Raw genomic sequence first — 23,382 nt, 5'->3', positions numbered from 1 at the left:
CATGACCCACCCGATACCCCCGGCCGTCCGCCTCCGTGACGCCGTCGCCGAGCGCGGCGGCCGGCCGGTGCTGCGCGGCGTCGACCTCACCGTGGCCCCCGGCGAGGTGGTCGCGCTGCTCGGCGCCAACGGCTCCGGCAAGTCGACCACCGTCAAGGCCGTGATCGGCTCCGTACCGCTGGAGCAGGGCTCCCTGGAGCTGTTCGGCACCCCGTACGGCTCCTTCCGCGCCTGGCACCGGATCGGGTACGTCCCGCAACGCACCACCGCCGCCTCCGGCGTCCCGGCCACCGTCCGCGAGGTGGTCTCCACCGGCCGGCTGCCGCAGCACCGGCTGCTGCCGTTCCGCCGCAAGGACCGCGCCGCGGTGGACCGCGCGCTGGCGGCCGTCGGCATGCTCGACCGGGCCGGGGACGGCGTCGCCGACCTGTCCGGCGGCCAGCAGCAGCGGGTGCTGATCGCCCGCGCCCTGGTCGGCACCCCCGACCTGCTGATCATGGACGAGCCGATGGCCGGCGTGGACGCCGCCAGCCAGCAGGTGCTCGCCGACACCCTGCGCTCCGAGGTCGGGCGCGGCGCCTCCGTCCTCCTCGTGCTGCACGAACTCGGCCCGCTGGAGCCGCTGATCGACCGCGCCGTGGTGCTCCGGGACGGCTGCGTCGCGCACGACGGCCCGCCGGTGCCGAACACCGGACTGCACGCGCTGCCCGGCCACGACCACGTCCACCCGCACGCCGACCTCACCCCGCCGAGGCTGCTCGCATGACCGAGATGCTCTCCTACGACTTCATGCAGCGCGCCCTGCTCGCCGCCGTGCTGGTCGGGATCACCGCCCCCGCCGTCGGCATCTACCTGGTGCAGCGCCGCCAGGCCCTGATGGGCGACGGCATGGGCCACGTCGCGATGACCGGCGTCGGCCTCGGCTTCATCTTCCAGACCAGCCCGGTCTGGATGGCCGTGCTGGTCTGCGTGCTCGGCGCGGTCACCATGGAGCTGGTCCGCTCGCGCGGCAACCAGCGCGGCGACATCGCCCTGGCGATGCTCTTCTACGGCGGCATGGCCTGCGGCAAGCTGCTCGTCTCGATGTCCGCCCAGGCCGGGGCCGGCTCGCTGGAGAGCTACCTGTGGGGCTCGATCCTCACCGTCGCCCCCGCCGACCTCGCCACCATCGCGGTGCTCGGCGCGGTGGTCATCGCGGTCACCGTCGGCCTGCGCCGCCAGCTCTTCGCGATCTGCCAGGACGAGGACTTCGCCCGGGTCACCGGCGTGCCGGTGCGCACCCTCAACCTGCTGCTCGCGGTGATGGCCGCGGTCACCGTCACGGTCGCCATGCGGGTGGTCGGGCTGCTGCTGGTCAGCGCCCTGATGGTGGTCCCGGTGGTGGCCGCCCAGCAGCTCACCCGCTCCTTCGCCGCCACCCAGGCGGCCTCGATCGCGCTCGGCGTGGTGGTCTCGCTGGCCGGCGTCACCGGCTCCTACCAGCTCGACGTGCCCTCCGGCCCGGCCATCGTGCTGCTCGCCATCGCGGTCTTCGCGGTGTTCAGCCTGATCGCCGCGCCGCTCGCCCGGCGCCGCCACCGCCGCCCCGGCGCGGCCGACCGGGGACCGCAGGTCTGCGACGTCCTCCTCCCGGGCCAGGCACCGGGCCGAACCCCGGGCCGGATCCCCGGCCAGGCACCGGTCCGGACCCCCGGCCAAACCCCGGGCCAAGTCCCGGGAAAGACTTCCTCCGACGCGACCACCCCGGAGCAGGGGGCCGGGCTGGCACAATGAGGTGCGTGACGCCCACGACCCCAGGAGGACCCACGGTGACCACCGCAGGCCCGTCGCCGCGCGCCCGCTCGACCCGGCAACGCGCCGCCGTCTCGGCGGCCCTGGACGAGATCGCGGACTTCCGCAGTGCCCAGGAGCTCCACGACCTGCTCAAGCACCGCGGGGACTCCGTCGGTCTGACCACGGTCTACCGCACCCTGCAGTCGCTCGCCGACGCCGGTGAGGTGGACGTGCTGCGCACCGCCGACGGCGAGGCCGTCTACCGCCGGTGCAGCAGCGGGCACCACCACCACCTGGTCTGCCGGCACTGCGGCGCCACCGTGGAGGTCGAGGGCCCCGCGGTCGAGCGCTGGGCCAACTCGGTCGCCGCCGAGCACGGGTTCAGCGACATCGCGCACACCCTGGAGATCTTCGGCACCTGCGCGGACTGCGCGAAGAAGGGCTGACACCCGTACCGGGGCAGCCGGTACGGGCACGGCCGAAGGGCCCGCGGGAACCTCCCGCGGGCCCTTCGTCGGATCGCGTGGTCAGCGCTGGGCCGGCAGCTCCAGCGGCGAGGGCAGCTCGTTGGGGATCGCCCCGCCGAAGCGCCGGTCGCGCATCGCGAACTGCTCGCAGGCGCGCCACAGGTCACGCCGGTCGAAGTCCGGCCAGAGCACGTCCTGGAACACGAACTCCGCGTACGCGGACTGCCAGAGCAGGAAGTTGGAGGTGCGCTGCTCGCCGCTGGGGCGCAGGAAGAGGTCCACGTCCGGCATGTCCGGGTGGTACATGTACTTGGCGAGGGTCTTCTCGTTGACCTTCTTCGGGTCCAGCCGCCCGGCCGCCACGTCCAGCGCCAGCGCCTGTGCGGCGTCCGCGAGTTCGGCCCGGCCGCCGTAGTTGACGCACATGTAGAGCGTCACCGCGTCGTTGGCCTTGGTCTGCTCCTCGGCGACCTGGAGCTCCTGGACGACGCTCTTCCACAGCTTGGGCATCCGGCCGGCCCAGCGGATCCGCACGCCCATCGCGTCCATCTCGTCCCGGCGGCGGCGGATGACGTCCCGGTTGAAGTTCATCAGGAACTTCACCTCGTCGGGCGAGCGCTTCCAGTTCTCGGTGGAGAAGGCGTACAGCGAGATGTTCTTGACGCCCAGCTCGATCGCGCCCTTGAGGACGTCCAGCACGACGGACTCGCCGACCTTGTGGCCCTCGGTGCGGGGCAGCCCGCGCTCCTTGGCCCAGCGGCCGTTGCCGTCCATCACGATGGCGACGTGGTCGGGGACCAGCTCGCCGGGGATCTTCGGGGGCTTGGCGCCGCTGGGGTGCGGGGTCGGAGGGGTGTAGTCCCGCTGCTTGCCGCCGCCGAAGAGCCGTCGCGCTGCCATGTGCTCACTTCTCCACGTATCTCATCGAGCGGATGCCCCGCTCCAGGTGCCACTGCAGATAGGCCGCGACCAGGCCGCTGCCCTCCCGCCAGTACCGCGGCTCGCAGGCGTCGGCCGTCCGCCAGTCCCCTGACAGCAGCGCCCCGAGCAGTACCAGTGTCTCAGGGGAGGGTACGGCACATCCGGGCACTCGGCAGTCCACGCACAGCACCCCACCGGCGGGGAGCGAGAAGAAACGGTTCGGTCCCTCCAGACCGCACTTGGCGCAGTCGGTGAAGCTCGCGCCGTACCCGTTCACCGCGAGCGAGCGCAGCAGGAAGGCGTCCATCACCAGGTGCGACTCGTGCACCCCGGCCGCCAGCGTGCGCAGCCCGCCCACCAGCAGCAGGTACTGCTGCACGGCCGGCTCGCCCTCGTTCTCGGCGAAGCGCTCGGCCGTCTCCAGCATCGCGGTGCCCGCGGTGTAGCGGCCGTAGTCGGTGACGATCGAACCGCCGTACGGCGCGATCGTCTCCACCTGGGTGCACAGCGGCAGCCCGCGCCCCACCAGCTCGCTCCCCCGGCTGAAGAACTGCACGTCCACGTGCGAGAAGGGCTCCAGCCGGGCGCCGAACTTGGACTTGGTCTTCCGCACCCCGCGCGCCACCGCCCGCACCTTGCCGTGCTGGCGGGTCAGCAGGGTGATGATCCGATCGGCCTCGCCGAGCTTCTGCGCCCGCAACACGACGCCGTCGTCCCGGAAAAGACTCATGTCCCCCATTGTCCACCAGCCACCGACAGCGGCGGACAGCCGTGTTGCCCGCACCGGGGCCGTGGGGGAGGACCACTGCGGTGCGGGTCACGGCGGGCCCGGAGGGGGGCGGGCCCGTTTGTGGGGGATACGGAAGGTCCTCGGGCGGCAGGTCCGGCGGGCGGGCAGGCCCGGCGGGGGCGGTTCCGGCGGGCGGGCGGTTCCGGCGGGCGGATCCGGCAACTCCCGGTGCGGTGCTACAGGTTCTCGTACGGTGCCCGGGTCGCCGCCTCCAGCAGCGCCGGCACCCGGCCCTTCGGCAGGTCCAGGCAGGTGCCGACCGCGTCCAGCGCGTCCCGCTCGTGCGGCAGGTAGCGCCCGTCCGCCAGCGCGATCGCGGCGCCCTGCAGCAGCAGCCGCTCCCGGCCCTGCTGGGCCAGGTAGGGGGCGAGCGGTTCGAGCACCGCGTGCAGTTCCACGGCCAGGCCCCCGGACATCCCGCGGGCGTCGTGCAGTTCGCCGCCGAGCCCGGACAGCGCGGCGAGCGCGGCCAGTACCTGGGCCTCGCCGCAGTCCTCGAACCCGGCCTCGCGCACCGCCGTGCAGGCCGCCTCGCGGGCCGCCCGGTGGGCGGTGCCGCCGGCCGCGAGCACGGCCAGCGCGATGGTGTACTGGGCGTCCCGCAGCATCGCGCCGAGGCGCACGCTGGTGGGCTGCTCCAGCGCTTCGACGCCGTAGCGCCCGAGGCAGCCGGTGCACTGCACGCTGCCGATCACCGGCCCGAGCGGGACGACCGGAGTCCCCAGCAACCGCAGCCACCGCCGGCCGTGCTGCCGGCGGTAGTTGCGGTCCCCGCCGCAGCCCGGACAGAAGAAGTCACCGAGAACGTCGGTCCGCCACCTCGGGCGAACACCCCACAACCTGGTCACGGCGCCACTCCCCAGACATGGCAGGCGGCCTGCACAACGAAGGGCAGGTCACGCGACCGGACGCCGAGGCCGTCCCACCGACCCGGCTTTCCGGTGGATCGATGTTGCCATGGTTACCGGCACGTGTCAGTACCTCGAACGGCTTCCGATCCGAAAAAGTGTGGCGCAGACCACAACGCGGGGCGCGCACGGCGAAGGGCCGCCCCGCAGGACGGCCCTTCGCGTACCACCCGTACGAATCAGCCCCGCTGCGAGCGGTTGACGGCACTGATCATCGCCTTCAGCGAGGCCAGCACGGTGTTGCCGTCGATGCCCACGCCCCACAGCACCTTGCCGTCCACCGCGCACTCCACGTACGCGGCCGCCTGGGCGTCGCCGCCCTCGCTCAGCGCGTGCTCGGCGTAGTCCAGCACCCGTACGTCCACGCCGATCCGGGCCAGCGCGTCCGCGAAGGCCGAGACCGGGCCGTTGCCGGTACCGGTCAGGGTCACCGGCGCACCGTCCACCACGGCCTCCGCGGTCAGCGCGTCCCGGCCGTCCTCGGTGGTCAGGGTGCGCGAACCGGCCAGCGACAGCCGGCCCCACGGGTTGTCCGTGGTCGGCAGGTACTCGTCCTCGAACACCCGCCAGATCTCCGCCGGGCTGACCTCGCCGCCCTCGGCGTCGGTCTTGGCCTGGATGATCCGGGAGAACTCGATCTGCATCCGGCGCGGCAGGTCCAGCTTGTGGTCGTTCTTCAGGACGTACGCCACCCCGCCCTTGCCGGACTGGCTGTTGACCCGGATGACCGCCTCGTAGGTGCGGCCGACGTCCTTCGGGTCGATCGGCAGGTACGGCACGCCCCAGGTGTGCTCGGCCACCGGCACCCCGGCCGCCTTCGCGTCCGCCTCCAGGACCTCGAAGCCCTTCTTGATGGCGTCCTGGTGCGAGCCGGAGAAGGAGGTGTACACCAGGTCACCGGCGTACGGGTGGCGCGGGTACACCTCCATCTGGTTGCAGTACTCGGCGGTGCGGCGCACCTCGTCGATGTCGGAGAAGTCGATCTGCGGGTCGATGCCCTGCGAGAACAGGTTCATCCCCAGCGTCACCAGGTCGACGTTGCCGGTCCGTTCGCCCTGCCCGAACAGGCAGCCCTCGATCCGGTCCGCGCCCGCCATGTAGGCCAGTTCGGCCGAGGCCACCGCGGTGCCGCGGTCGTTGTGCGGGTGCACCGACAGGCAGACGAACTCCCGGCGGGTCAGGTTCCGCGACATCCACTCGAACTGGTCGGCCTGGACGTTCGGGGTGGCCCGCTCGATGGTGGCCGGCAGGTTCAGGATGATCTCGCGGCCCTCGCCCGGCTGCCAGACGTCCATCACCGCCTCGCAGACCTCCAGCGCGAAGTCCAGCTCGGTGTCCACGAAGATCTCCGGCGAGTACTGGTAGCCGAAGACGGTGTCGTCGCCCAGCAGCTTCTCCGCGTACTCCATCACCAGCCGGGTGCCGTCCACGGCGATCGCCTTGGTCGCCGCCTTGTCGTTGCGGAACACCACCCGGCGGAACAGCGGCGCGGTCGCGTTGTACAGGTGGACGGTCGCCCGCGGCGCGCCGACCAGCGACTCCACGGTCCTCTCGATCAGCTCCTCGCGGGCCTGGGTCAGCACCGAGATGGTGACGTCCTCCGGGATCGCCCCCTCCTCGATCAGCGACCGCACGAAGGCGTGGTCGGTGGCGCCGGAGGACGGGAAGCCGACCTCGATCTCCTTGTAGCCCATGGCCACCAGCAGGTCGAACATCTTCCGCTTGCGGGCCGGGGACATCGGGTCGATCAGCGCCTGGTTGCCGTCCCGCAGGTCGGTGGAGAGCCAGCGCGGAGCCTTGGTGATCACCTTCTCCGGCCAGCTGCGGTCCGGCAGGTCGACGGTGCCGAACGGCAGGTAGCGCCCGTACCGCATGCCCGAGGGCTGCTGGCGCACGGAGGCGGCGGTGATCGGGGTCGGCCGGTCGACGAAGGCGCGGGCGGCGGGGACGGACGCGGCGGAGGTCTGCTCGGTCATGGAGGTGACTCTCGGCTTCCTGTGGATGCTTGGGTACCGGGCGGGTCGGGAGGGGTCAACACCGACTGGCCGGCCTCGGCTGCGCCGCGCGACAGCGGTGGACCGCCGGTTCCGCGCACAGCTCGTTCCCCGCGGCGAGGGAGCCGGCCCCAGTGGACTACAGGCCCTCGACGCGGCAGCTAAGAAGAAGCAGCCCGTTGCGCATGATGGGGCCCAGCGTAACCCAGGCCCGCGCGCCCCCGCAGTGATCCGGGCTCCCGTTCCACTCCTTGAGACGGGGGCCGGGAACGCCGAAGGTGGTGACAACCGGTCATCGCGGCCTCACCCTGGGCCACATGAGTGCCGCAGTACGGATCCACGCGATCATCCCGCCGTACGTCCTGGACCGCCTCGCCGAGGCCGGTCACGAGCCCGCCGTCCGCTCCCTCCTCCTCGACGCCGCGCACCGCGCGGCCCGGCTCACCGCTCCCCCGCCGGCCGTCGCCGACCCCGGCCTCGACCGGATGATCGCCGACGCCGGGCACACCCAGCGGCTGCCCGGGCACACCGTCCGCGCCGAGGGCCGCCCCCCGGTCGCCGACGCCTCCGTCAACCACGCCTACGACGGCCTCGGGGCCACCTTCGCGCTCTACTCCGAGGTCTTCGGGCGCGACTCCGTCGACGGCCACGGGCTGCGGCTGGACGCCAGCGTGCACTACGGGCAGAACTACGACAACGCCTTCTGGAACGGCCGGCAGATGGTCTTCGGCGACGGCGACGGCGAGATCTTCGGCGACTTCACCGCCTGCATCGACGTCATCGGCCACGAACTCACCCACGGCGTCACCCAGTTCACCGCCGGCCTGGAGTACCAGGACCAGCCCGGCGCGCTCAACGAGTCGGTCTCCGACGTCTTCGGCTCGCTGGTCAAGCAGTACGCGCTGCACCAGGACGCCGCCGGCGCCGACTGGTTGATCGGCGCCGGACTGCTCGCCCCCGGCGTCCAGGGCACGGCGCTGCGCTCGATGAAGGCGCCCGGCACCGCCTACGACGACCCCCGGCTCGGCAAGGACCCGCAGCCCGCGCACATGCGGGACTACGTGGACACCGCCGAGGACAACGGCGGGGTGCACATCAACTCCGGCATCCCCAACCACGCGTTCTACCTGCTGGCCACCGCCCTGGGCGGCCACTCCTGGGAGCAGGCCGGGCGGATCTGGTACGACGCCCTGACCGGCGGCGGGCTGACCGCCACCGCCGACTTCACCGCCTTCGCCCGGGCGACGGTGGCCGCCGCCAAGGCCCGCTACCCCGACCACACCTCGGTCGCGGACACCGTGACGGCCTCCTGGGCGCAGGTCGGCGTCAGTCCCGGCTGACCGGGAACGACCGGTTCACCGCCGGTTGAGAGCGGATTGAGACCGACTTAAGGTCACGGTCGGGGAAAAGTGCCGCAAAAGCCTTCCCTGCGTAGCACCATGGACACCATGCGTATCCAGGTGACCCGGACCGGCGGCCTTGCCGGAATCCTCCGCCACGCGGAGCTCGACACCGCCGACCGCACGGACGCCCCGCACGTCCACGCGCTCGCCCGCGAAGCCGTCGCGGGCGGGCTGCGCGCGCCCTCGTACGGCGTGCCGGACGGCTTCCACTACGAGATCACCGTCGACGGGCGGACGGTCTACTGCGCCGACCCCAAACTCACCGACTCCCAGCGGGAGCTGGTCTCGCTGGTGCTGCGCGAGGGCGCGTAGGACGGACGACGGGGGCCCGCCCGGACGGTGTCCGGACGGGCCCCGGGGTCACGCCCGACCCGCCGTCAGAAACCCAGCTTGCGCAGCTGCTTGGGGTCGCGCTGCCAGTCCTTGGCCACCTTGACGTGCAGGTCCAGGTAGACCGGCGTGCCGAGCAGCGCCTCGATGTGCTTGCGGGCGGTGGTGCCGACGTGCTTGAGCCGCGCGCCCTTGGCGCCGATCACGATCGCCTTCTGGCTCTGCCGCTCGATGTAGACGTTGGCGTGGATGTCCAGCAGCGGACGGTCCGCCGGGCGGCCCTCGCGCGGCAGCATCTCCTCGACCACGACGGCCAGCGAGTGCGGCAGTTCGTCCCGCACGCCCTCCAGGGCGGCCTCGCGGATCAGCTCGGCGACCATGATCTGCTCGGGCTCGTCGGTGAGGTCGCCCTCGGGGTAGAGCTGGTCGCCCTCCGGGAGCAGCTTGGTGAGCAGGTCGGCCACCAGCTCGACCTGCTTGTCGCCCACCGCGGAGACCGGGATGATCTCGGCCCACTCGAAGCCCAGCTCGAGGCCGAGCTGGTGGATGGCGATCAGCTGCTCGGCCAGCCGCTTGGAGTCGACCAGGTCGGTCTTGGTGACGATCGCGACCTTGGGGGTCTTCTTGATCCCGGCGATCTCCTTGGCGATGAACTTGTCGCCGGGGCCGATCTTCTGGTCGGCGGGCAGGCAGAAGCCGATCACGTCGACCTCGGCCCAGGTGGTGCGGACCAGGTCGTTGAGGCGCTCGCCGAGCAGGGTGCGGGGCTTGTGCAGGCCGGGGGTGTCGACCAGCACGAGCTGGGCGTCCGGGCGGTGCACGATGCCGCGCACGGTGTGCCGGGTGGTCTGCGGGCGGTCGGAGGTGATCGCGACCTTCGTCCCCACCAGGGCGTTGGTCAGGGTCGACTTGCCCGCGTTGGGACGGCCGACGAAGCACGCGAACCCGGAGCGGTACGAGGAGGAAGGGGCATTCATGGGCTCCATTCTCCCTGATCACCGGAGCCCCGCCGTCCGGGGCCGGTCGGCGGCCGCCGATCAGCCCTTGCGGCCGCCCCGGCCGACCACTGAGAACACCACCAGCAGCAGCAGGAAGGCGAGCGAACCCCAGAGCCAGTAGACCGTGCCGGTCTCCTGCCACTTGCCCATGCCCATCACGAACAGCAGCAGTCCGGCGACGAACGCCAGTACCCCCATGTCCCAGCCCCTCACCGAGTCCACTCCCCCGGTGAGATTATCTGTTTGGTTCATGGGGGCAAGCCCCGGCAGGCCCCCTCAGCGGGCCTCGGCCGCCACCCGCAGCGTCCCGTCCGGGCCCGCCAGCAGCACCGGCGTCCCGGCCCCGCCGAGGTCCCGCACGGCCGCCAGGTCGGCCTCGGCCGGCTGCTCGGCCTCGCTCACCACGGCCGCCGCCTCCAGCGACTTCGCCCCGCTGGCCACCGCCATCGCCACCGCCGTCTGCAGGGCGCTCAGCCGCAGCGACTCCAGCGCGACCGTCCCGGCCACGTAGGTGCGGCCGGTCTCGTCACGCACCGCGGCCCCCTCGGCCACGCCGTTGCGGGCGCGGGCCGAGCGGGCCAGGGTGATGATCTTCTTGTCTTCGGGGTCGAGTTCGACGATGTCACTCATGCCGCCGAGCATAGGCGGCCCCCGCCGGCCCTCAGTGGCCGACCGGGTGGGTCCGCCCGGGGTTCGGGTTGAGGACCTTGACGAAGGTCTTCGCGGCGCCGGACGGCAGCTGCTCCTCGTGCTCGATCCGGTCCCGCCAGAACGGGTTGTCGTGCGGCAGGTGGCTGCTCACCCGGCCGTACATGCCGAAGGTGGTCACGATGACCCCGAAGATGAACGCGAACAGCACGTTCGACATCCGGAAGTTGAGGATGTTCGCCTCCGGCCGGCCGAGCACCGTCAGCCCGTAGAAGCCGGACAGCACGAACAGCACCCCGACCACCAGGTTGAGGTTGGACGCGAAGTTCCCGCCGATCACCGCTCCGGCCAGCAGGACGGCACCCGCCACGATGGACAGGATGCTCAGCGCCCCGTTGGTCGACAGCCCGGCGATCCGGTCACCGTGGGTGGCCAGGAAACCGGGGTGGTCGGCCAGCCCCAGGATCCCGAACACGATCAGGAAGATCCCCCCGGCCCCCGCCCCGACCCGCCACACCAGGGCGAGCCGGCGATCGACGGTCGGCAGTTCGTCTTGCAGCTTCATGGCGACCTCCAGCGCTCAGCCACGGCCTCGCCGGGCTAGCTGTAGGGATGGCTCCCCTGCATGTGCGGCGTCTCGTGCAGGTAGAGCGAGCCGCACTGCTGGCAGCAGCGCAGCCCGGTGCCCCAGTCCTGCTCGGGCCGGGTCTCGGCGTCGTCGGGGATGGTCCGGCCGCAGAGCGCGGTCGACGGGTCCTCGTCCCGCACCACGTGCCAGGACTTGACTCCGCCGGCCGCCCCCTGCGGGCCGTACTCCGCGCGAAGTTTGTGCGTCATGCCCTCCATGGTCGCGCGGCGACCGCCCACCCGCTACTCGCCCGGGCCCTCCGCCGGCGTCCCCGCCCCGCGCACCGGCGAGGCGACCATCGAACCGATCCGGTTGCGGCGCCCGGCCGAGGACTCGGCGGTCAGCAGGATGGCGGTCAGGCCGTCCGCGGCCGGCTCGGGCAGCGGGATCTCGCAGGCCGAGCCGGGGATCGGCACCCGGCCGAGGTGCTTGGCCAGCAGCCCGCCGACGGTCTCGACGTCCTCGTCCTCCAGCTCGATGCCGAACAGTTCGCCGAGGTCCTCGACCAGCAGCCGGGCGGTGATCCGGTACGAGCCGTCGCCGAGGTCCTCGATCGGGGCGATCTCCCGGTCGTACTCGTCGGTGATCTCGCCGACGATCTCCTCCAGGACGTCCTCGATGGTGACCAGGCCGGCCGTGCCGCCGTACTCGTCGATCACGATCGCGACGTGCGAGCGGCGCTGCTGCATCTCGCGCAGCAGGTCACCGGCCGCCTTGGAGTCCGGCACGAAGACGGCCGGGCGCATCACCGCCCCGACCTCCTCGGACTCCGCCTCGCGGTTGATGTGGGTGCGGCGCACCAGGTCCTTGAGGTAGACGATGCCGACCACGTCGTCCTCGTTGTCGCCGACCACCGGGATCCGCGAGAAGCCCGAGCGCAGCGCCAGGGTGAGCGCCTGCCGGACGGTCTTGTGCCGCTCGATCATCACCAGGTCGGTGCGCGGCACCATCACCTCGCGCACGATGGTGTCGCCCAGCTCGAAGACCGAGTGCACCATCCGGCGCTCCTCGTCCTCGATCAGGTCGTCCTTCTCGGCGAGGTCGACCAGGGCCCGCAGCTCCGCCTCGGAGGCGAACGGCCCCTCCCGGTAACCCTTGCCCGGGGTCAGCGCGTTGCCGAGCAGGATCAGCAGCCGCGGGATCGGGCCGAGCACCGCGGCCAGCGGCAGCAGCACGAAGGAGGCCGCGGTCGCGGTGGACATCGGGTGCTGACGCCCGATCGTGCGCGGCGAGACGCCGACCGCGACGAAGGACACCAGCACCATCACGCCGAACGCCAGCAGCACGGCCTGCCAGGTCGGGTGGATGTTGCGCACGCACACCGCGGTGACCAGCACCGCGGCCCCGGTCTCGCTGGCGACCCGGATCAGGGTCGCCAGGTTGAGGTAGCGGAACGGGTCGGAGGCGACGGTCAGCAGCCGCGCGGAGCCGCGCCGCCCGTTGCGCACGGCCTCCTCCGCCCGGAACCGGGAGACCCGGGAGATGCCCGCCTCGGCGCACGCGGCCAGCCAGCCGAGCACGACCAGGGCCACGGCACCGAGGATGAAGCTCGTACTCTCACCACTCACAGGAGTTCGCGCCCCGCGCTCAGTGGGTGGTGGGGGCCGGGGAGATGCCGCCGAGGCCCCGGCCCGCCCGCCAGTCGTCCAGGATGCGCTTCTGGAGGGCGAACATCTCCTCCTCCTCCTCCGGCTCCTCGTGGTCGTAGCCGAGGACGTGCAGCACCCCGTGGACGGTGAGCAGCTGGAGCTCCTCGTCCATCGAGTGCTTGGAGGGGGCCGCCTTGCCCTGCTGCTCGGCGACCTCGGGGCAGAGCACGATGTCGCCGAGCAGGCCCTGCGGCAGCTCCTCGCCCTCCTTGCCGGGACGCAGCTCGTCCATCGGGAACGACATCACGTCGGTCGGTCCGGGCAGGTCCATCCACTGGATGTGCAGCTCCTCCATCGCCGCACCGTCCACCAGGATCACGGACAGTTCGGACTGCGGGTGGATCCGCATCTTGTCCAGGGCGTAGCGGGCGACGTCGAGGATGGCTTCCTCATCGGCGTCCCAGCCGGACTCGTTGGCGATGTCGATCGACATGACGGGCTGTGTGCTCAGCTTTCGGTGCGATGGGACTGACGGGGTGCGCGCGCCGCGGCGGTCTTGCCGGGGCGCCGCTGGGCCGGCTTGCGGACGGCCGGGGAGTTCTCCTCGGCCTCCTGCCGGGCGTCCCAGCGTTCGTAGGCGTCCACGATCCGGCCGACCAGCTTGTGGCGGACCACGTCGGTGCTGGTGAGGACGGAGAAGTGGATGTCCGGGACGTCGACCAGGATCTCCTGGACGACCTTGAGGCCGCTGCGGGTGCCGCCCGGGAGGTCGATCTGGCTGGTGTCGCCGGTGACCACCACCCGGGAGTTGAACCCGAGGCGGGTGAGGAACATCTTCATCTGCTCGGGCGAGGTGTTCTGGGCCTCGTCCAGGATGATGAAGGCGTCGTTGAGGGTGCGGCCGCGCATGTACGCGAGCGGGGCGACCTCGATGGTGCCGGCCGCCATCAGGCGCGGGATGGAGTCCGGGTCCATCATGTCGTGCAGCGCGTCGTACAGCGGGCGCAGGTACGGGTCGATCTTCTCGTAGAGGGTGCCGGGCAGGAAGCCCAGCCGCTCCCCCGCCTCGACCGCCGGGCGGGTCAGGATGATCCGGTTGACCTCCTTGGCCTGGAGGGCCTGGACGGCCTTGGCCATCGCCAGGTAGGTCTTGCCGGTGCCGGCCGGGCCGAGGCCGAAGACGATCGTGTGCTTGTCGATCGCGTCGACGTAGCGCTGCTGGTTGAGCGTCTTGGGGCGGATCGTGCGGCCCCGGTTGGACAGGATGTTCGCGGTGAACACCTGGGACGGCGCCGGGCCGTCCGGGTCCTCCTCGCGGAGCATCGCGATGGAGCGCTCCACGGAGTCCTCCGTCAGGGGCTGGCCGGTGCGCAGCACCAGCATCATCTCGTTGAAGAGCTTCTGCACGAGGGCGACCTCGGCGCGCTCCCCGGTGGCGGTCACCTCGTTGCCGCGGACGTGGATGTCGGCGGCCGGGAAACCCTGCTCGATCACGCGCAGCAGCGAGTCCGCCGTGCCGAGCAGGGTGACCATCGGGTGCTTCTCGGGGATGACGATCCGGGCGCTCACCCGGCCGTCCTCGGCCGGTTCGGGGCGCGACTTTCCGTCGGTACGGGTCTGCGATGTGTCACTCATGGGTCGGCGCTGGGCCTGCCTCATCCCATCCGTGGTCTCGTGTGCCGCTCGGTCTCTCCGGGGCACCAGGGTACGCCGCGAGCGTGATCGCTGCGGCGGGCGGCGGGGCCGCACCCGACGATGCTGCGGCAGATCGCGGGGCCGCGCGAACGCTTTTCCCCCGCTCCGCCGCGGCGTCCGGCGGCGTTCACGGGTGGCGGCGGGCCGGGACGGGGACCCTGGCGAGGTCCTCGGCGAGCACCAGCTCCCCGTCGAAGTGCTTGCGGGCGTCGGCCAGGTGCTGGCCGAGGTCCGGGTAGCGCTGGGAGAAGTGGGTCAGCACCAGGGTGCGCGCCCCGGCCTCGGCGGCGGCCTTGGCGGCCTGGCCGGCGGTGAGGTGGCCGTGCTCCTCGGCGAGCCGGGCGTCGGCGTCGGCGAAGGTCGCCTCGACCACCAACATGTCGGCGCCCTCGGCGAGTTGGTGCACTCCCTCGCAGAGCCGGGTGTCCATCACGAAGGCGAACCGCTGGCCCGGCCGGGGCTCGCTGACCTCGTCCAGGGTGACGGTGCGGCCGTCCACCACGATCGCGCCCTCGTGCTGGAGGCGGCCGACGGCCGGTCCGTGCACGCCGAGGGCGGCGAGCCGCTCGGGCACCAGGCGGCGCCCGTCCGGCTCGGACAGCCGGTAGCCGAAGGACTCCACCGGGTGGTCCAGCCGGACGGCGTCCAGCGCGAAGCGGGCGCCGGGTGCGGGCAGCGGGCCGGGCTCGTCGATCGGCCGGGGCCGCAGCACGGCGGTCTCGTGGTAGGCGGTGGCGTGCCGCAGCCGCTCGAAGTAGACCTCGCCGGAGGCCGGGAAGTAGACGTCCACCGGGTGCGGGACCCGGTCAAGGTTGATCCGCTGGATCACCCCGGCGAGGCCCAGGCAGTGGTCGCCGTGGAAGTGGGTCACGGCGATCCGGGTGATCTGGGTGGCCGAGACCCCGGCGTGCAGCATCTGCCGCTGGGTGCCCTCGCCGGGGTCGAACAGCACGCCCTCGCCGTCCCAGCGGAGCAGGTAGCCGTTGTGGTTGCGGTGCCGGGTGGGCACCTGGCTGGCGGTGCCGAGGACGACGAGTTCGCGCGGGGACACCTGGTCTCAGACCATGCTCTCGGTCATGTGCGTCCCGCCGAGCACGTGCACGTGGGCGTGGAAGACGGTCTGCCCGGCGCCGGCGCCGGTGTTGAAGATCAGCCGGTAGTCCTCGATGCCCTCGTCCCGCGCCACCGCGCCCGCCTCGGCGAGCAGTTCACCGGCCACCTCCGGCTCGGCGGCGGCCAGCGCGGCGGCGTTCGGGTAGTGGACGTGCGGGATGACCAGGACGTGCACGGGGGCCTTGGGGGCGATGTCGCGGAAGGCGAGGACGCGTTCGGTCTTGCGGACCACGGTCGCCGGGATCTCGCCCGCCACGATCTTGCAGAACACACAGTCGGACTGCGGCTCGCCGGCCATCGGGTACTCCTCGTCTCGGTGGGACTGCGGTGACGTCGGTGACTGCGGTGACTTCGGTGGGATTGCGCCGGGTCGTCGGCCGGGGCTCGCCCGGATCCCGTCGACGCGGCGCCGTACGGGCGCAGCCTAGCCGAGCCGATCACGCCCAGGGCAGTGGCGGCCCGGTCCGGGCCGGGGTGCGGGTCAGGGTCTCCAGGGCGATCCGCACGCCCTCGGCGAGCTGGGGGTCCTCGCCGGCCGCCCAGTGGTGCGGGGCGAAGGGCACCTCGACGTCCGGGTCGACGCCGTGGTTCTCCAGGCCCCAGCCGTAGTTCTCCAGCCACATCGCGTACTTGGGCTGGGTGACCAGGGTGCCGTCGACCAGTTGGTAGCGGCTGTCGATGCCGATCACCCCGCCCCAGGTGCGGGTGCCGACCACCGGCCCGATGCCGAGCGCCTGGACGGCGGCGTTCACGATGTCGCCGTCCGAGCCGGACATCTCGTCGGCGATGGCGACCACCGGCCCGCGCGGGGCGTCCATCGGGTAGGGCACCCCGTGGTCGGTGTCCCGGATCGCGTACCAGCCGATGATCCGCCGGGCCAGCTTCTCTATCACCAGCTGCGAGGTGTGGCCGCCGCGGTTGCCCCGGACGTCCACGACCAGGCCCTCCCGGGCCATCTCGGTGGACAGGTCGCGGTGCAGCTGGGCCCAGCCGGCCGTCTGCATGTCGGGGATGTGCAGGTAGCCGAGCCGGCCGCCGGACAGGTCGCGCACCGCGGCCCGCCGGCCGGCCACCCAGTCGTGGTAGCGCAGGGCCTCCTCGTCGGCGAGCGGCACGACCACCGGGTGGCGCGGGCCGCCGCCGTCCTTACCGACCACGGTCAGCTCGACCGGCTGCCCGGCGGTGCCGGCCAGCAGCGGCGCCGGGCCGGCGACCGGGTCCACCGGGCGGCCGTTGACGGCGAGCAGGGCGTCGCCCGGGCGGATCGCGGCGCCGGGCGCGGCCAGCGGCGAGCGGGCCCGGGGGTCGGAGGACTCGCCGGGCAGGATCCGGCCGATCCGCCACTGGCCGCCGTCGTCGACCAGGTCGGCGCCGAGCAGGCCCTGGCGCCGAGCGGGCTCGGTGTAGCGGCCGTACGGCACCACGTAGGCGTGCGAGGTGCCGAGTTCGCCGTGCACCTCCCAGAGCAGGTCGACCAGTTCGTCGTGCGAGCCGACCCGCTCGACCAGCGGCCGGTAGCGCTCCAGGATCCCGGTCCAGTCCACCCCGCCGAGGTCGGGGCGCCAGAAGTTGTCCCGCATCAGGCGGCCGTTCTCGGCGTACATCTGCCGCCACTCGGCGGCCGGGTCGACGGTCACCCGCAGCCGGGCGAGGTCGACGGTGGTCTCGTCGTCCTCGCCGCCCGCCTTGTGGCCGGCCGGGACGATCCGCAGCTCGCCCTCGTCCAGCACGGCCACCCGGGTGCCGTCCCCGCTGACCGCGAAGCCGTCGACGCCGTGCACCAGTTGCTCGACCCGGCGCTTGCGCAGGTCGAAGCGCTCCAGCACCGGTCGGGGCCGCTCGTCCTCCAGGGAGGCCGCCTCGTCGCCGAGTTCGCCGAGCAGCGGCGCCCTGGTCCACAGCAGGCCGTCCTTGGCGGCGCGCAGCGCGTGGAAGCGGCCGCCCTCGACCGGGAAGGGGACGATCCGGTCGGCGATGCCGTCCAGGTCCAGCCCGGTGGCGGGCCCGGCCCCGGCCGCGGCCTCCGCGCCGTCCGCCGGGCGGGCCTTGGACTCGTCCTCCTCCCCGCCGGGGGCCCGTCCGGCGCGCTGCGGGCCGAACGGGGACGGCGTCTCGGCGGCGAGGGTGACCAGGTAGGGGCGGCAGCCGTTCGGGAAGAACAGGCCGAAGGCGTGGGCGTCGTAGACCGGGTCGAAGTTGCGCACCGACAGGAAGGCCAGGTAGCGGCCGTCCGCGGTGAAGGCGGGCGAGGTGTCCAGGAAGCGCTGCGGGGTGACCTCGCCGACGGTACGGGTGGCCAGGTCGGCCAGCACGATCTGGCGCAGCGAGTACGGGCCCATCCGGTGCACCGGGCGGGACCACGCCAGCCGGGCCGAGTCCGGGCTGAACACCAGCCCGCTGACCTCGCCGTCGGTGCTGCGGTCCAGTTGGTGGACGGCGCCGTCGGCCAGCCCGACCAGCAGCACCCGGCCGTCGTGCACGCCGAGCGCGGCCTGCCGGCCGTCCGGGGAGACCACCAGCGAGTTGACCCGGCCCAGCTGCCCGGCGGCCAGCCGGCGGCGCTCCGGGCCGTACACGTCGGGGGCGTACTCCAGGGCGTCCTCGCCCTCGGCGTCGGACACCCAGAGCACGCCCTGGGTGCCGTCCGGGGCGGGCACCACCCGGGCCAGCCGGGCGCGCACGCCCGGGGTCTCGTCCAGCACCCGGGCCGGGCCCTCCCGGTGGGTCAGCCAGTGCACGCTGCCGCGCACCACCACGGCCCCGGCCCGGCCGGTGCGGTCCGGGGCGACCGACTCCAGCCAGTGCGCGGCGGGCACCGGGCGGGGGCGGCGGCCGGTGCGCGGGCCGGCCAGCCGGATGTCCAGGCGGCGCGGCGCGGCGGTGTCCAGGTCGTCCAGCAGCCAGAGGTCGCCGGCCCGGTGGAAGACCACCCGGGTGCCGTCGGTGGCGGCGCCACGGGCGTAGAAGCCGTCCGGGTCGCCGGTGTGCCGGCGCAGGTCGGTGCCGTCCGGGCGGCTGGACCAGAGCTCGCCGACGCCCTCGTGGTCGGACAGGAAGGCGATCCGGCCGCCCCGGCCGCCCTGCCCGGCCACCCAGAGCGGGGAGTCGAGGTTGCCGTCCAACTCCTCGTGGACGCGCTCGAACCGGTCCCGCCCGAGCCACAGCCGGCCCGCCCGGCCGCCCCGGTAGCGCTTCCACCAGGCCGGCTCGCGGTTGTTGGCGGTGACCAGCAGCACCCTCCCGCCGTCCGGCTCGAAGGCCAGCCCGCCGACCGGCCCGTACGGCAGCCGCGCCGCCGCGCCGCCGTCCAGCGGCAGCGCGTGCGCCCAGCTGCGGCGCCCGCCGGCCTCGCCCGCGCCGGTGGTGGCGATCGGGCGCCCGTCCGCCGTCCACCCCTGCACCCGGGTCAGCTCGTTGCCCCAGTGGGTGAGCCGCCGGGACGGACCGCCGTCCACCGGCAGCACGTGCACCTCCGGGGCGCCGTCCCGGGTGGAGGTGAAGGCGAGGTGCCGACCGTCCGGGGAGAACCGGGGGTGACGCACCGGCACGTGGTCGGCCGTCAGCCGCCAGGCCCGGCCGCCGTCCAGCGGGGCGAGCCAGAGGTCGTCCTCGGCGACGAAGGCCACCAGATCGCCGTGGAGGTGGGGCTGGCGCAGGTAGGCGCCGGTGGAGGTGCTCAGCGAGTCCGTCACCCGGTCAGCGTAGGCAGGTGCGGGTACGATCCGCTCCGTTTTCCGGCAACTGCCGTCCGGCGTGCGGGAATCCGGCCTCCCCGGGCCCGCCGTCGAAGCCCTGGGAGTCGGAGCTCCGGGAGTCGAGGCTCTGGGAGTCGAGGCTCTAGGAGTCGGAGCCCTAGGACCAGCGGCCGGTGCGCCCCAGCAGCAGCGCCCCGGCGGCCACCCCGGCGGTCGAGGTGCGCAGCACCGAGGGCCCGAGCCGGTACGGCCGGGCGCCCGCCTCGGCGAAGGCGGCCAGCTCCTCCGGGGAGACCCCGCCCTCCGGGCCGACCACCAGCACGACGTCCCCGCCGGCCGGCAGCGCGGCCTGCGCCAGCGGCTCGGCGCCCTCCTCGTGCAGCACCGCGGCGAGGGCGGCCTGCGCCAGCAGCGGCGCCAGCTGCCGGGTGGTCGCGAGTTCGCGCACCTCGGGGAAGCGCAGCCGGCGGGACTGCTTGCCCGCCTCCCGGGCGGTGGCCCGCCACTTGGCGAGCGCCTTGGCGCCCCGCTCGCCCTTCCACTGGGTGATGCACCGGGAGGCGGCCCAGGGGACGACCACGTCCACGCCGACCTCGGTCATGGTCTCCACGGCCAGTTCGCCGCGGTCGCCCTTGGGCAGGGCCTGGACGACGACGATCCGCGGCGCCGGTTCCGGCTCGCGGCGCACCGCGGTGACCGTGACCTCGATCGCGTCCTTGCCGAGCACCCCGGCGACGGTGCCGTCCACGCCGAGCCCCAGGCCGTCCGCCAGGGTCACCGCCTCGCCGGCCTCCAGTCGCTTCACCGCGGCCGCGTGCCGCCCCTCCGGCCCGTCCAGCCGCACCACGGCCCCGGGCGCGGCGGCGGCGATCCGCTCGGTCTCGACGACGAAGACGGGCGCGGTCATGACGGGGAACCTCCGGGAAGGGAACGGGAACACCGCAGGGGTGCCGGGGACCAGCCCCCGGCACCCCTGCGTGGACGACTACCGGCCGTTGAAGGCGTCCTTCAGGCGCGAGAACAGCCCCTGCTGGCCCGGCGCGAACTGGCCGGACGGGCGCTCCTCCCCGCGCAGCACGGCGAGCCGGCGCAGCAGCTCCTCCTGCTCGGCGTCGAGCTTGGTGGGCGTCTGCACCTCGACGTGCACTATCAGGTCGCCCCGGCCGCCGCCGCGCAGGTGGGTGATGCCCCGGCCGTGCAGCGGGATCGACTGGCCGGACTGGGTGCCGGGCCGGATGTCGACCTCCTCCAGCCCGTCCAGGGTCTGCAGCGGCACCTGGGTGCCGAGCGAGGCGGCCGTCATCGGGATGGTGACGGTGCAGTGCAGGTCGTCGCCGCGCCGCTGGAACACCGCGTGGGTGGTCTCGGCGATCTCGACGTACAGGTCGCCGGCCGGGCCGCCGCCGGGGCCGACCTCGCCCTCGCCGGCCAGCTGGATGCGGGTGCCGTTGTCCACGCCCGCCGGGATCTTGACCGTCAGGGTGCGACGGGCGCGCACCCGGCCGTCGCCGGCGCACTCGGGGCACGGGGTCGGCACGACGGTGCCGAAGCCCTGGCACTGCGGGCACGGGCGGGAGGTCATGACCTGGCCCAGGAAGGAGCGGGTCACCTGGGAGACCTCGCCCTTGCCGCGGCACATGTCACAGGTCTGCGCGGAGGTGCCGGGGGCCGCGCCCTCGCCGCTGCACGTGGTGCAGGTGACGGCGGTGTCGACCTGGAGCTCCTTGGTGGTGCCGAAGGCGGCCTCCTCCAGGGTGATCTCCAGCCGGATCATGGCGTCCTGGCCGCGGCGGGTGCGCGAGCGCGGGCCGCGCTGGCCGGCCGCGGCGCCGAAGAAGGCGTCCATGATGTCGGAGAAGCCGAAGCCCGCCGCGCCGGCCCCGAAGCCGCCCGCGCCGCCGCCGCCGGGCGACAGCGGGTCGCCCCCGAGGTCGTAGACCTGGCGCTTCTGCGGATCGGAGAGCACCTCGTAGGCGGCGTTGATCTCCTTGAACCGCTCCTGCGTCTTCGGGTCCGGGTTGACGTCCGGGTGCAGTTCGCGTGCCAGGCGCCGGAACGCCTTCTTGATCTCGTCCTGCCCCGCATCCCGTCGGACGCCGAGTACCGCGTAGTAGTCCGTGGCCACCAAATGCTCCGCTTGTTCCGCCTGTAGTAGTGCTGCTGCGACTGGTCTCCGCCGTCGAACCCCTCGACGGCGGCTGCTGTGCTACGACTCGGCCAGGATCTGGCCCACGTACCGTGCCACCGCCCGCACCGCCCCCATTGTGCCCGGGTAGTCCATCCGGGTCGGACCGATCACACCCAGTTTGGCCACGCTCTCGTCGCCCGAACCGTAACCGACCGAGACGACCGAGGTGGAATTCAGCCCCTCGTACGCGTTCTCCCGCCCGATCCGGACCGTCATCGCGGCGTCCGTGGTCTCACCCAGGAGGCGGAGCAGGACGACCTGTTCCTCCAGCGCCTCCAGCACCGGCTGGATGGTGAGCGGGAAGTCGTGCCCGAAGCGGGTCAGGTTGGCCGTGCCGGCCAGCATGATCCGCTCCTCGTTCTGTTCGGCGAGCGCCTCGAACAGCGTCGCCAGGACCGTACTGACGGTCGGCCGGTCGGCCTGCTCGAAGGCCGCCGGGAGTTCCTCCAGCAGCCCCGGGACGTCCGGCAGCCGCTGGCCGGCCGCCCGCGCGTTGATCCGCGAGCGCAGGTCCGCCAGGACCGTCTCGCCGACCGTGCCCGGGCAGTCGACCATCCGCTGCTCGACCCGGCCGGTGTTGGTGATCAGCACCAGCATCACCTTCGCCGGGGCCAGCGCCACCAGCTCGATGTGCCGGACCGTGGAACGGGTCAGCGAGGGGTACTGCACCACGGCCACCTGGCGGGTCAACTGGGCGAGCAGCCGCACCGTGCGCATGACCACGTCGTCCAGGTCGACCGCGCCGTCGAGGAAGTGCCGGATCGCGCGGCGCTCCGGGGAGCTCATCGGCTTGATCTCGGCGAGCTTGTCGACGAACAGCCGGTAGCCCTTGTCGGTGGGGATCCGCCCCGCACTGGTGTGCGGCTGGTGGATGTACCCCTCCTCCTCCAGCGCGGCCATGTCGTTGCGCACCGTGGCCGGGGACACCCCGAGGTTGTGCCGTTCCACCAGGGCCTTGGAGCCGACCGGCTCCTCCGTGCCCACGTAGTCCTGGACGATCGCGCGCAGCACGGCGAGCTTGCGGTCGTCCAGTTGGCGGACCTCTCCGGCCATGGGGCACGCACCTCCGTCTTCGCACGTTGTCCGTCTGTGATGCTGCGAGCCGCTCCGGGGAGGACCCCGACCCTGGCACTCTGCACGCACGAGTGCCAAAACCGTACCTGCCAGTGTACGGCCCGGGTCCTACCGCAGGAACGGCCCGGCCGGGGTGATCCTGCCCGCAGTTCCGGACGGCCGCCCCGACACTCCGTGCGCGCGGGTGGTGCCCCGGGGCCGTCCGGGTGGCAGCATCGAAAGCGACGGCGAACGGAGGAGCAAGCGATGTCGAGCTCGGGCCAGCACACCCGCTTCGCGCCGGACCGCGGCCTGACCAGCCGCATGGTCGGGACGATGTTCGTGATCGGGCTGCTGTACGTCGGTTTCACGGGCCTGCTGATCGTGCTGCTGCGCGGGGCCTGGCCGCTGATCGTGCTGATCTCCGGCGGGCTGTTCGTGGCCCAGTTCTGGTTCAGCGACAAGATCACCGAGCGGGCCATGGGCGCCCACGAGGTGACCCCGGAGCAGTACCCCCAGCTGCACGGCACGGTCGACCGGCTCTGCGCCCTGGCCGACATGCCCAAACCGCGCGTGGCGGTCGCCGACAACGACATGCCGAACGCCTTCGCCACCGGCCGCAACCCGCAGAACGCGGTGGTCTGCGTCACCACCGGCCTGCTGCGCCGGCTCGAACCGGAGGAGCTGGAGGGCGTCCTCGCGCACGAGCTGTCGCACGTCGCCCACCGGGACGTCGCGGTGATGACCATCGCCGGGTTCCTCGGCGTGCTCGCCGGGGCGATGACCCGGATCGCGATGTACGGCGGGTTCATGGGCGGCAACCGCAACAGCAACGACCAGAACGCGGCCATCGCCGCGCTGATCATCCCGCTGGTGTCGATCGTGGTCTACGCGATCAGCTTCCTGCTCACCCGGCTGCTGTCCCGCTACCGGGAGCTGGCCGCCGACCGGGCCGCCGCGCAGCTCACCGGCCGGCCCAGCGCACTGGCCTCGGCCCTCACCAAGGTCACCGGGCAGATCGCCGCCATCCCCACCGAGGACCTGCGCAAGTCCCAGCCGTACAACGCCTTCTACTTCGCCCCCGCGCTGAGCGCCCGGGAGACCGCCTCCCAGCTGCTCTCCACCCACCCGACGCTGGAGAAGCGGCTGGCCCAGCTGGCGAAGATCTCCGAGCAGCTCGGCCGCTGAC

24 protein-coding genes are annotated in these 23,382 nt (G+C 73.0%); 6 read left to right on the top strand and 18 right to left on the bottom strand.

Translation table 11 applies throughout. From position 1 onward, the window contains the following. Position 1: 1 nt before the first annotated feature. The 3 genes from AB0O91_RS30710 to AB0O91_RS30700 are packed head-to-tail and all read left to right on the top strand — an operon-like array spanning position 2 to position 2,219. On the top strand, positions 2-766 hold the full coding sequence (locus tag AB0O91_RS30710; protein WP_363439919.1) for a metal ABC transporter ATP-binding protein: 765 nt from the start codon (positions 2-4) through the stop codon (positions 764-766). Continuing rightward, positions 763-1,773, top strand: coding sequence for a metal ABC transporter permease (locus AB0O91_RS30705; RefSeq protein ID WP_363439916.1), 1,011 nt, complete (start codon positions 763-765; stop codon positions 1,771-1,773). Before AB0O91_RS30710 ends, AB0O91_RS30705 begins: the two co-directional genes overlap by 4 nt. Positions 1,774-1,808: 35 nt before the next feature. Further along, on the top strand, positions 1,809-2,219 hold the full coding sequence (locus AB0O91_RS30700; RefSeq protein WP_360228723.1) for a Fur family transcriptional regulator: 411 nt from the start codon (positions 1,809-1,811) through the stop codon (positions 2,217-2,219). Positions 2,220-2,300: 81 nt separating this feature from the next. On the opposite strand, the gene AB0O91_RS30695 is transcribed toward AB0O91_RS30700, so the two are convergent. From AB0O91_RS30695 to leuA, 4 genes are all read right to left on the bottom strand, one after another. Further along, on the bottom strand, positions 2,301-3,140 hold the full coding sequence (locus tag AB0O91_RS30695; RefSeq protein ID WP_363439911.1) for an isoprenyl transferase: 840 nt from the start codon (positions 3,138-3,140) through the stop codon (positions 2,301-2,303). A gap of 4 nt (positions 3,141-3,144) precedes the next feature. Next, positions 3,145-3,891: a DNA repair protein RecO gene (recO, locus tag AB0O91_RS30690; RefSeq protein ID WP_363439908.1), complete on the bottom strand. Its 747-nt coding sequence runs from the start codon at positions 3,889-3,891 to the stop codon at positions 3,145-3,147. A 236-nt stretch (positions 3,892-4,127) separates the two neighbouring features. Further along, positions 4,128-4,799, bottom strand: coding sequence for a TerB family tellurite resistance protein (locus AB0O91_RS30685; RefSeq protein ID WP_363439905.1), 672 nt, complete (start codon positions 4,797-4,799; stop codon positions 4,128-4,130). 239 nt (positions 4,800-5,038) lie between these two features. Beyond that, positions 5,039-6,835, bottom strand: coding sequence for a 2-isopropylmalate synthase (gene leuA / locus AB0O91_RS30680; protein WP_363439902.1), 1,797 nt, complete (start codon positions 6,833-6,835; stop codon positions 5,039-5,041). Between the two features lie 335 nt (positions 6,836-7,170). On the opposite strand from leuA, the gene AB0O91_RS30675 reads away from it, so the two are divergent. Both AB0O91_RS30675 and AB0O91_RS30670 read left to right on the top strand, forming a co-directional pair. Then, positions 7,171-8,193, top strand: a complete 1,023-nt coding sequence (locus AB0O91_RS30675; RefSeq protein ID WP_363439899.1) for a M4 family metallopeptidase — start codon at positions 7,171-7,173, stop codon at positions 8,191-8,193. Positions 8,194-8,301: 108 nt separating this feature from the next. Next, the gene (locus AB0O91_RS30670) at positions 8,302-8,568 is read left to right on the top strand and encodes a protealysin inhibitor emfourin (protein ID WP_363439896.1); all 267 of its coding nucleotides are present in this window, start codon (positions 8,302-8,304) and stop codon (positions 8,566-8,568) included. Positions 8,569-8,633: 65 nt separating this feature from the next. Here the strand turns inward: AB0O91_RS30670 and era are convergent, their stop codons facing one another. From era to hrcA, 14 genes are all read right to left on the bottom strand, one after another. Continuing rightward, positions 8,634-9,563 (bottom strand): GTPase Era, encoded by a 930-nt coding sequence (era, locus tag AB0O91_RS30665; RefSeq protein ID WP_363439893.1) that lies wholly within the window; start codon positions 9,561-9,563, stop codon positions 8,634-8,636. A 60-nt stretch (positions 9,564-9,623) separates the two neighbouring features. Next, positions 9,624-9,782 carry a hypothetical protein gene (locus AB0O91_RS30660; protein ID WP_363439890.1) on the bottom strand — a complete coding sequence of 53 codons (159 nt, stop codon included), beginning with the start codon at positions 9,780-9,782 and terminating at the stop codon, positions 9,624-9,626. A 78-nt stretch (positions 9,783-9,860) separates the two neighbouring features. Further along, positions 9,861-10,214, bottom strand: a complete 354-nt coding sequence (locus AB0O91_RS30655) for a cytidine deaminase (RefSeq protein ID WP_360228748.1) — start codon at positions 10,212-10,214, stop codon at positions 9,861-9,863. 31 nt (positions 10,215-10,245) lie between these two features. Beyond that, positions 10,246-10,797, bottom strand: coding sequence for a DUF4383 domain-containing protein (locus tag AB0O91_RS30650; protein ID WP_363439886.1), 552 nt, complete (start codon positions 10,795-10,797; stop codon positions 10,246-10,248). A 35-nt stretch (positions 10,798-10,832) separates the two neighbouring features. Next, a complete protein-coding gene (locus AB0O91_RS30645; RefSeq protein ID WP_363439883.1) occupies positions 10,833-11,069 on the bottom strand; it encodes a hypothetical protein in 237 nt (78 codons plus the stop codon). A 33-nt stretch (positions 11,070-11,102) separates the two neighbouring features. Further along, the gene (locus AB0O91_RS30640; protein WP_363439881.1) at positions 11,103-12,392 is read right to left on the bottom strand and encodes a hemolysin family protein; all 1,290 of its coding nucleotides are present in this window, start codon (positions 12,390-12,392) and stop codon (positions 11,103-11,105) included. Between the two features lie 55 nt (positions 12,393-12,447). Next, a complete protein-coding gene (gene ybeY, locus AB0O91_RS30635) occupies positions 12,448-12,942 on the bottom strand; it encodes an rRNA maturation RNase YbeY (protein WP_363439878.1) in 495 nt (164 codons plus the stop codon). Positions 12,943-12,956: 14 nt separating this feature from the next. Next, entirely contained in the window at positions 12,957-13,982 is a 1,026-nt protein-coding gene (locus AB0O91_RS30630) for a PhoH family protein (protein ID WP_363440005.1), read from the bottom strand. Between the two features lie 289 nt (positions 13,983-14,271). Then, positions 14,272-15,195 (bottom strand): ribonuclease Z, encoded by a 924-nt coding sequence (locus AB0O91_RS30625; RefSeq protein ID WP_363439875.1) that lies wholly within the window; start codon positions 15,193-15,195, stop codon positions 14,272-14,274. 6 nt (positions 15,196-15,201) lie between these two features. Further along, entirely contained in the window at positions 15,202-15,555 is a 354-nt protein-coding gene (locus AB0O91_RS30620) for a histidine triad nucleotide-binding protein (protein WP_363439873.1), read from the bottom strand. Between the two features lie 139 nt (positions 15,556-15,694). Continuing rightward, positions 15,695-18,949, bottom strand: coding sequence for a S41 family peptidase (locus AB0O91_RS30615; RefSeq protein ID WP_363439870.1), 3,255 nt, complete (start codon positions 18,947-18,949; stop codon positions 15,695-15,697). A gap of 160 nt (positions 18,950-19,109) precedes the next feature. Beyond that, positions 19,110-19,859: a 16S rRNA (uracil(1498)-N(3))-methyltransferase gene (locus AB0O91_RS30610; RefSeq protein ID WP_363439867.1), complete on the bottom strand. Its 750-nt coding sequence runs from the start codon at positions 19,857-19,859 to the stop codon at positions 19,110-19,112. Positions 19,860-19,937: 78 nt separating this feature from the next. Then, on the bottom strand, positions 19,938-21,077 hold the full coding sequence (dnaJ, locus tag AB0O91_RS30605) for a molecular chaperone DnaJ (protein WP_363439864.1): 1,140 nt from the start codon (positions 21,075-21,077) through the stop codon (positions 19,938-19,940). Between the two features lie 81 nt (positions 21,078-21,158). Further along, positions 21,159-22,193, bottom strand: a complete 1,035-nt coding sequence (gene hrcA, locus AB0O91_RS30600) for a heat-inducible transcriptional repressor HrcA (RefSeq protein ID WP_363439861.1) — start codon at positions 22,191-22,193, stop codon at positions 21,159-21,161. A gap of 267 nt (positions 22,194-22,460) precedes the next feature. On the opposite strand from hrcA, the gene htpX reads away from it, so the two are divergent. Further along, positions 22,461-23,381, top strand: coding sequence for a zinc metalloprotease HtpX (gene htpX / locus AB0O91_RS30595; protein ID WP_363439858.1), 921 nt, complete (start codon positions 22,461-22,463; stop codon positions 23,379-23,381). The last annotated feature ends 1 nt before the right edge of the window (position 23,382 follow it).

Source organism: Kitasatospora sp. NPDC089797, assembly GCF_040684795.1.
Lineage (GTDB): Bacteria > Actinomycetota > Actinomycetes > Streptomycetales > Streptomycetaceae > Kitasatospora.
This window is presented reverse-complemented; position numbering and strand designations above follow the sequence as displayed.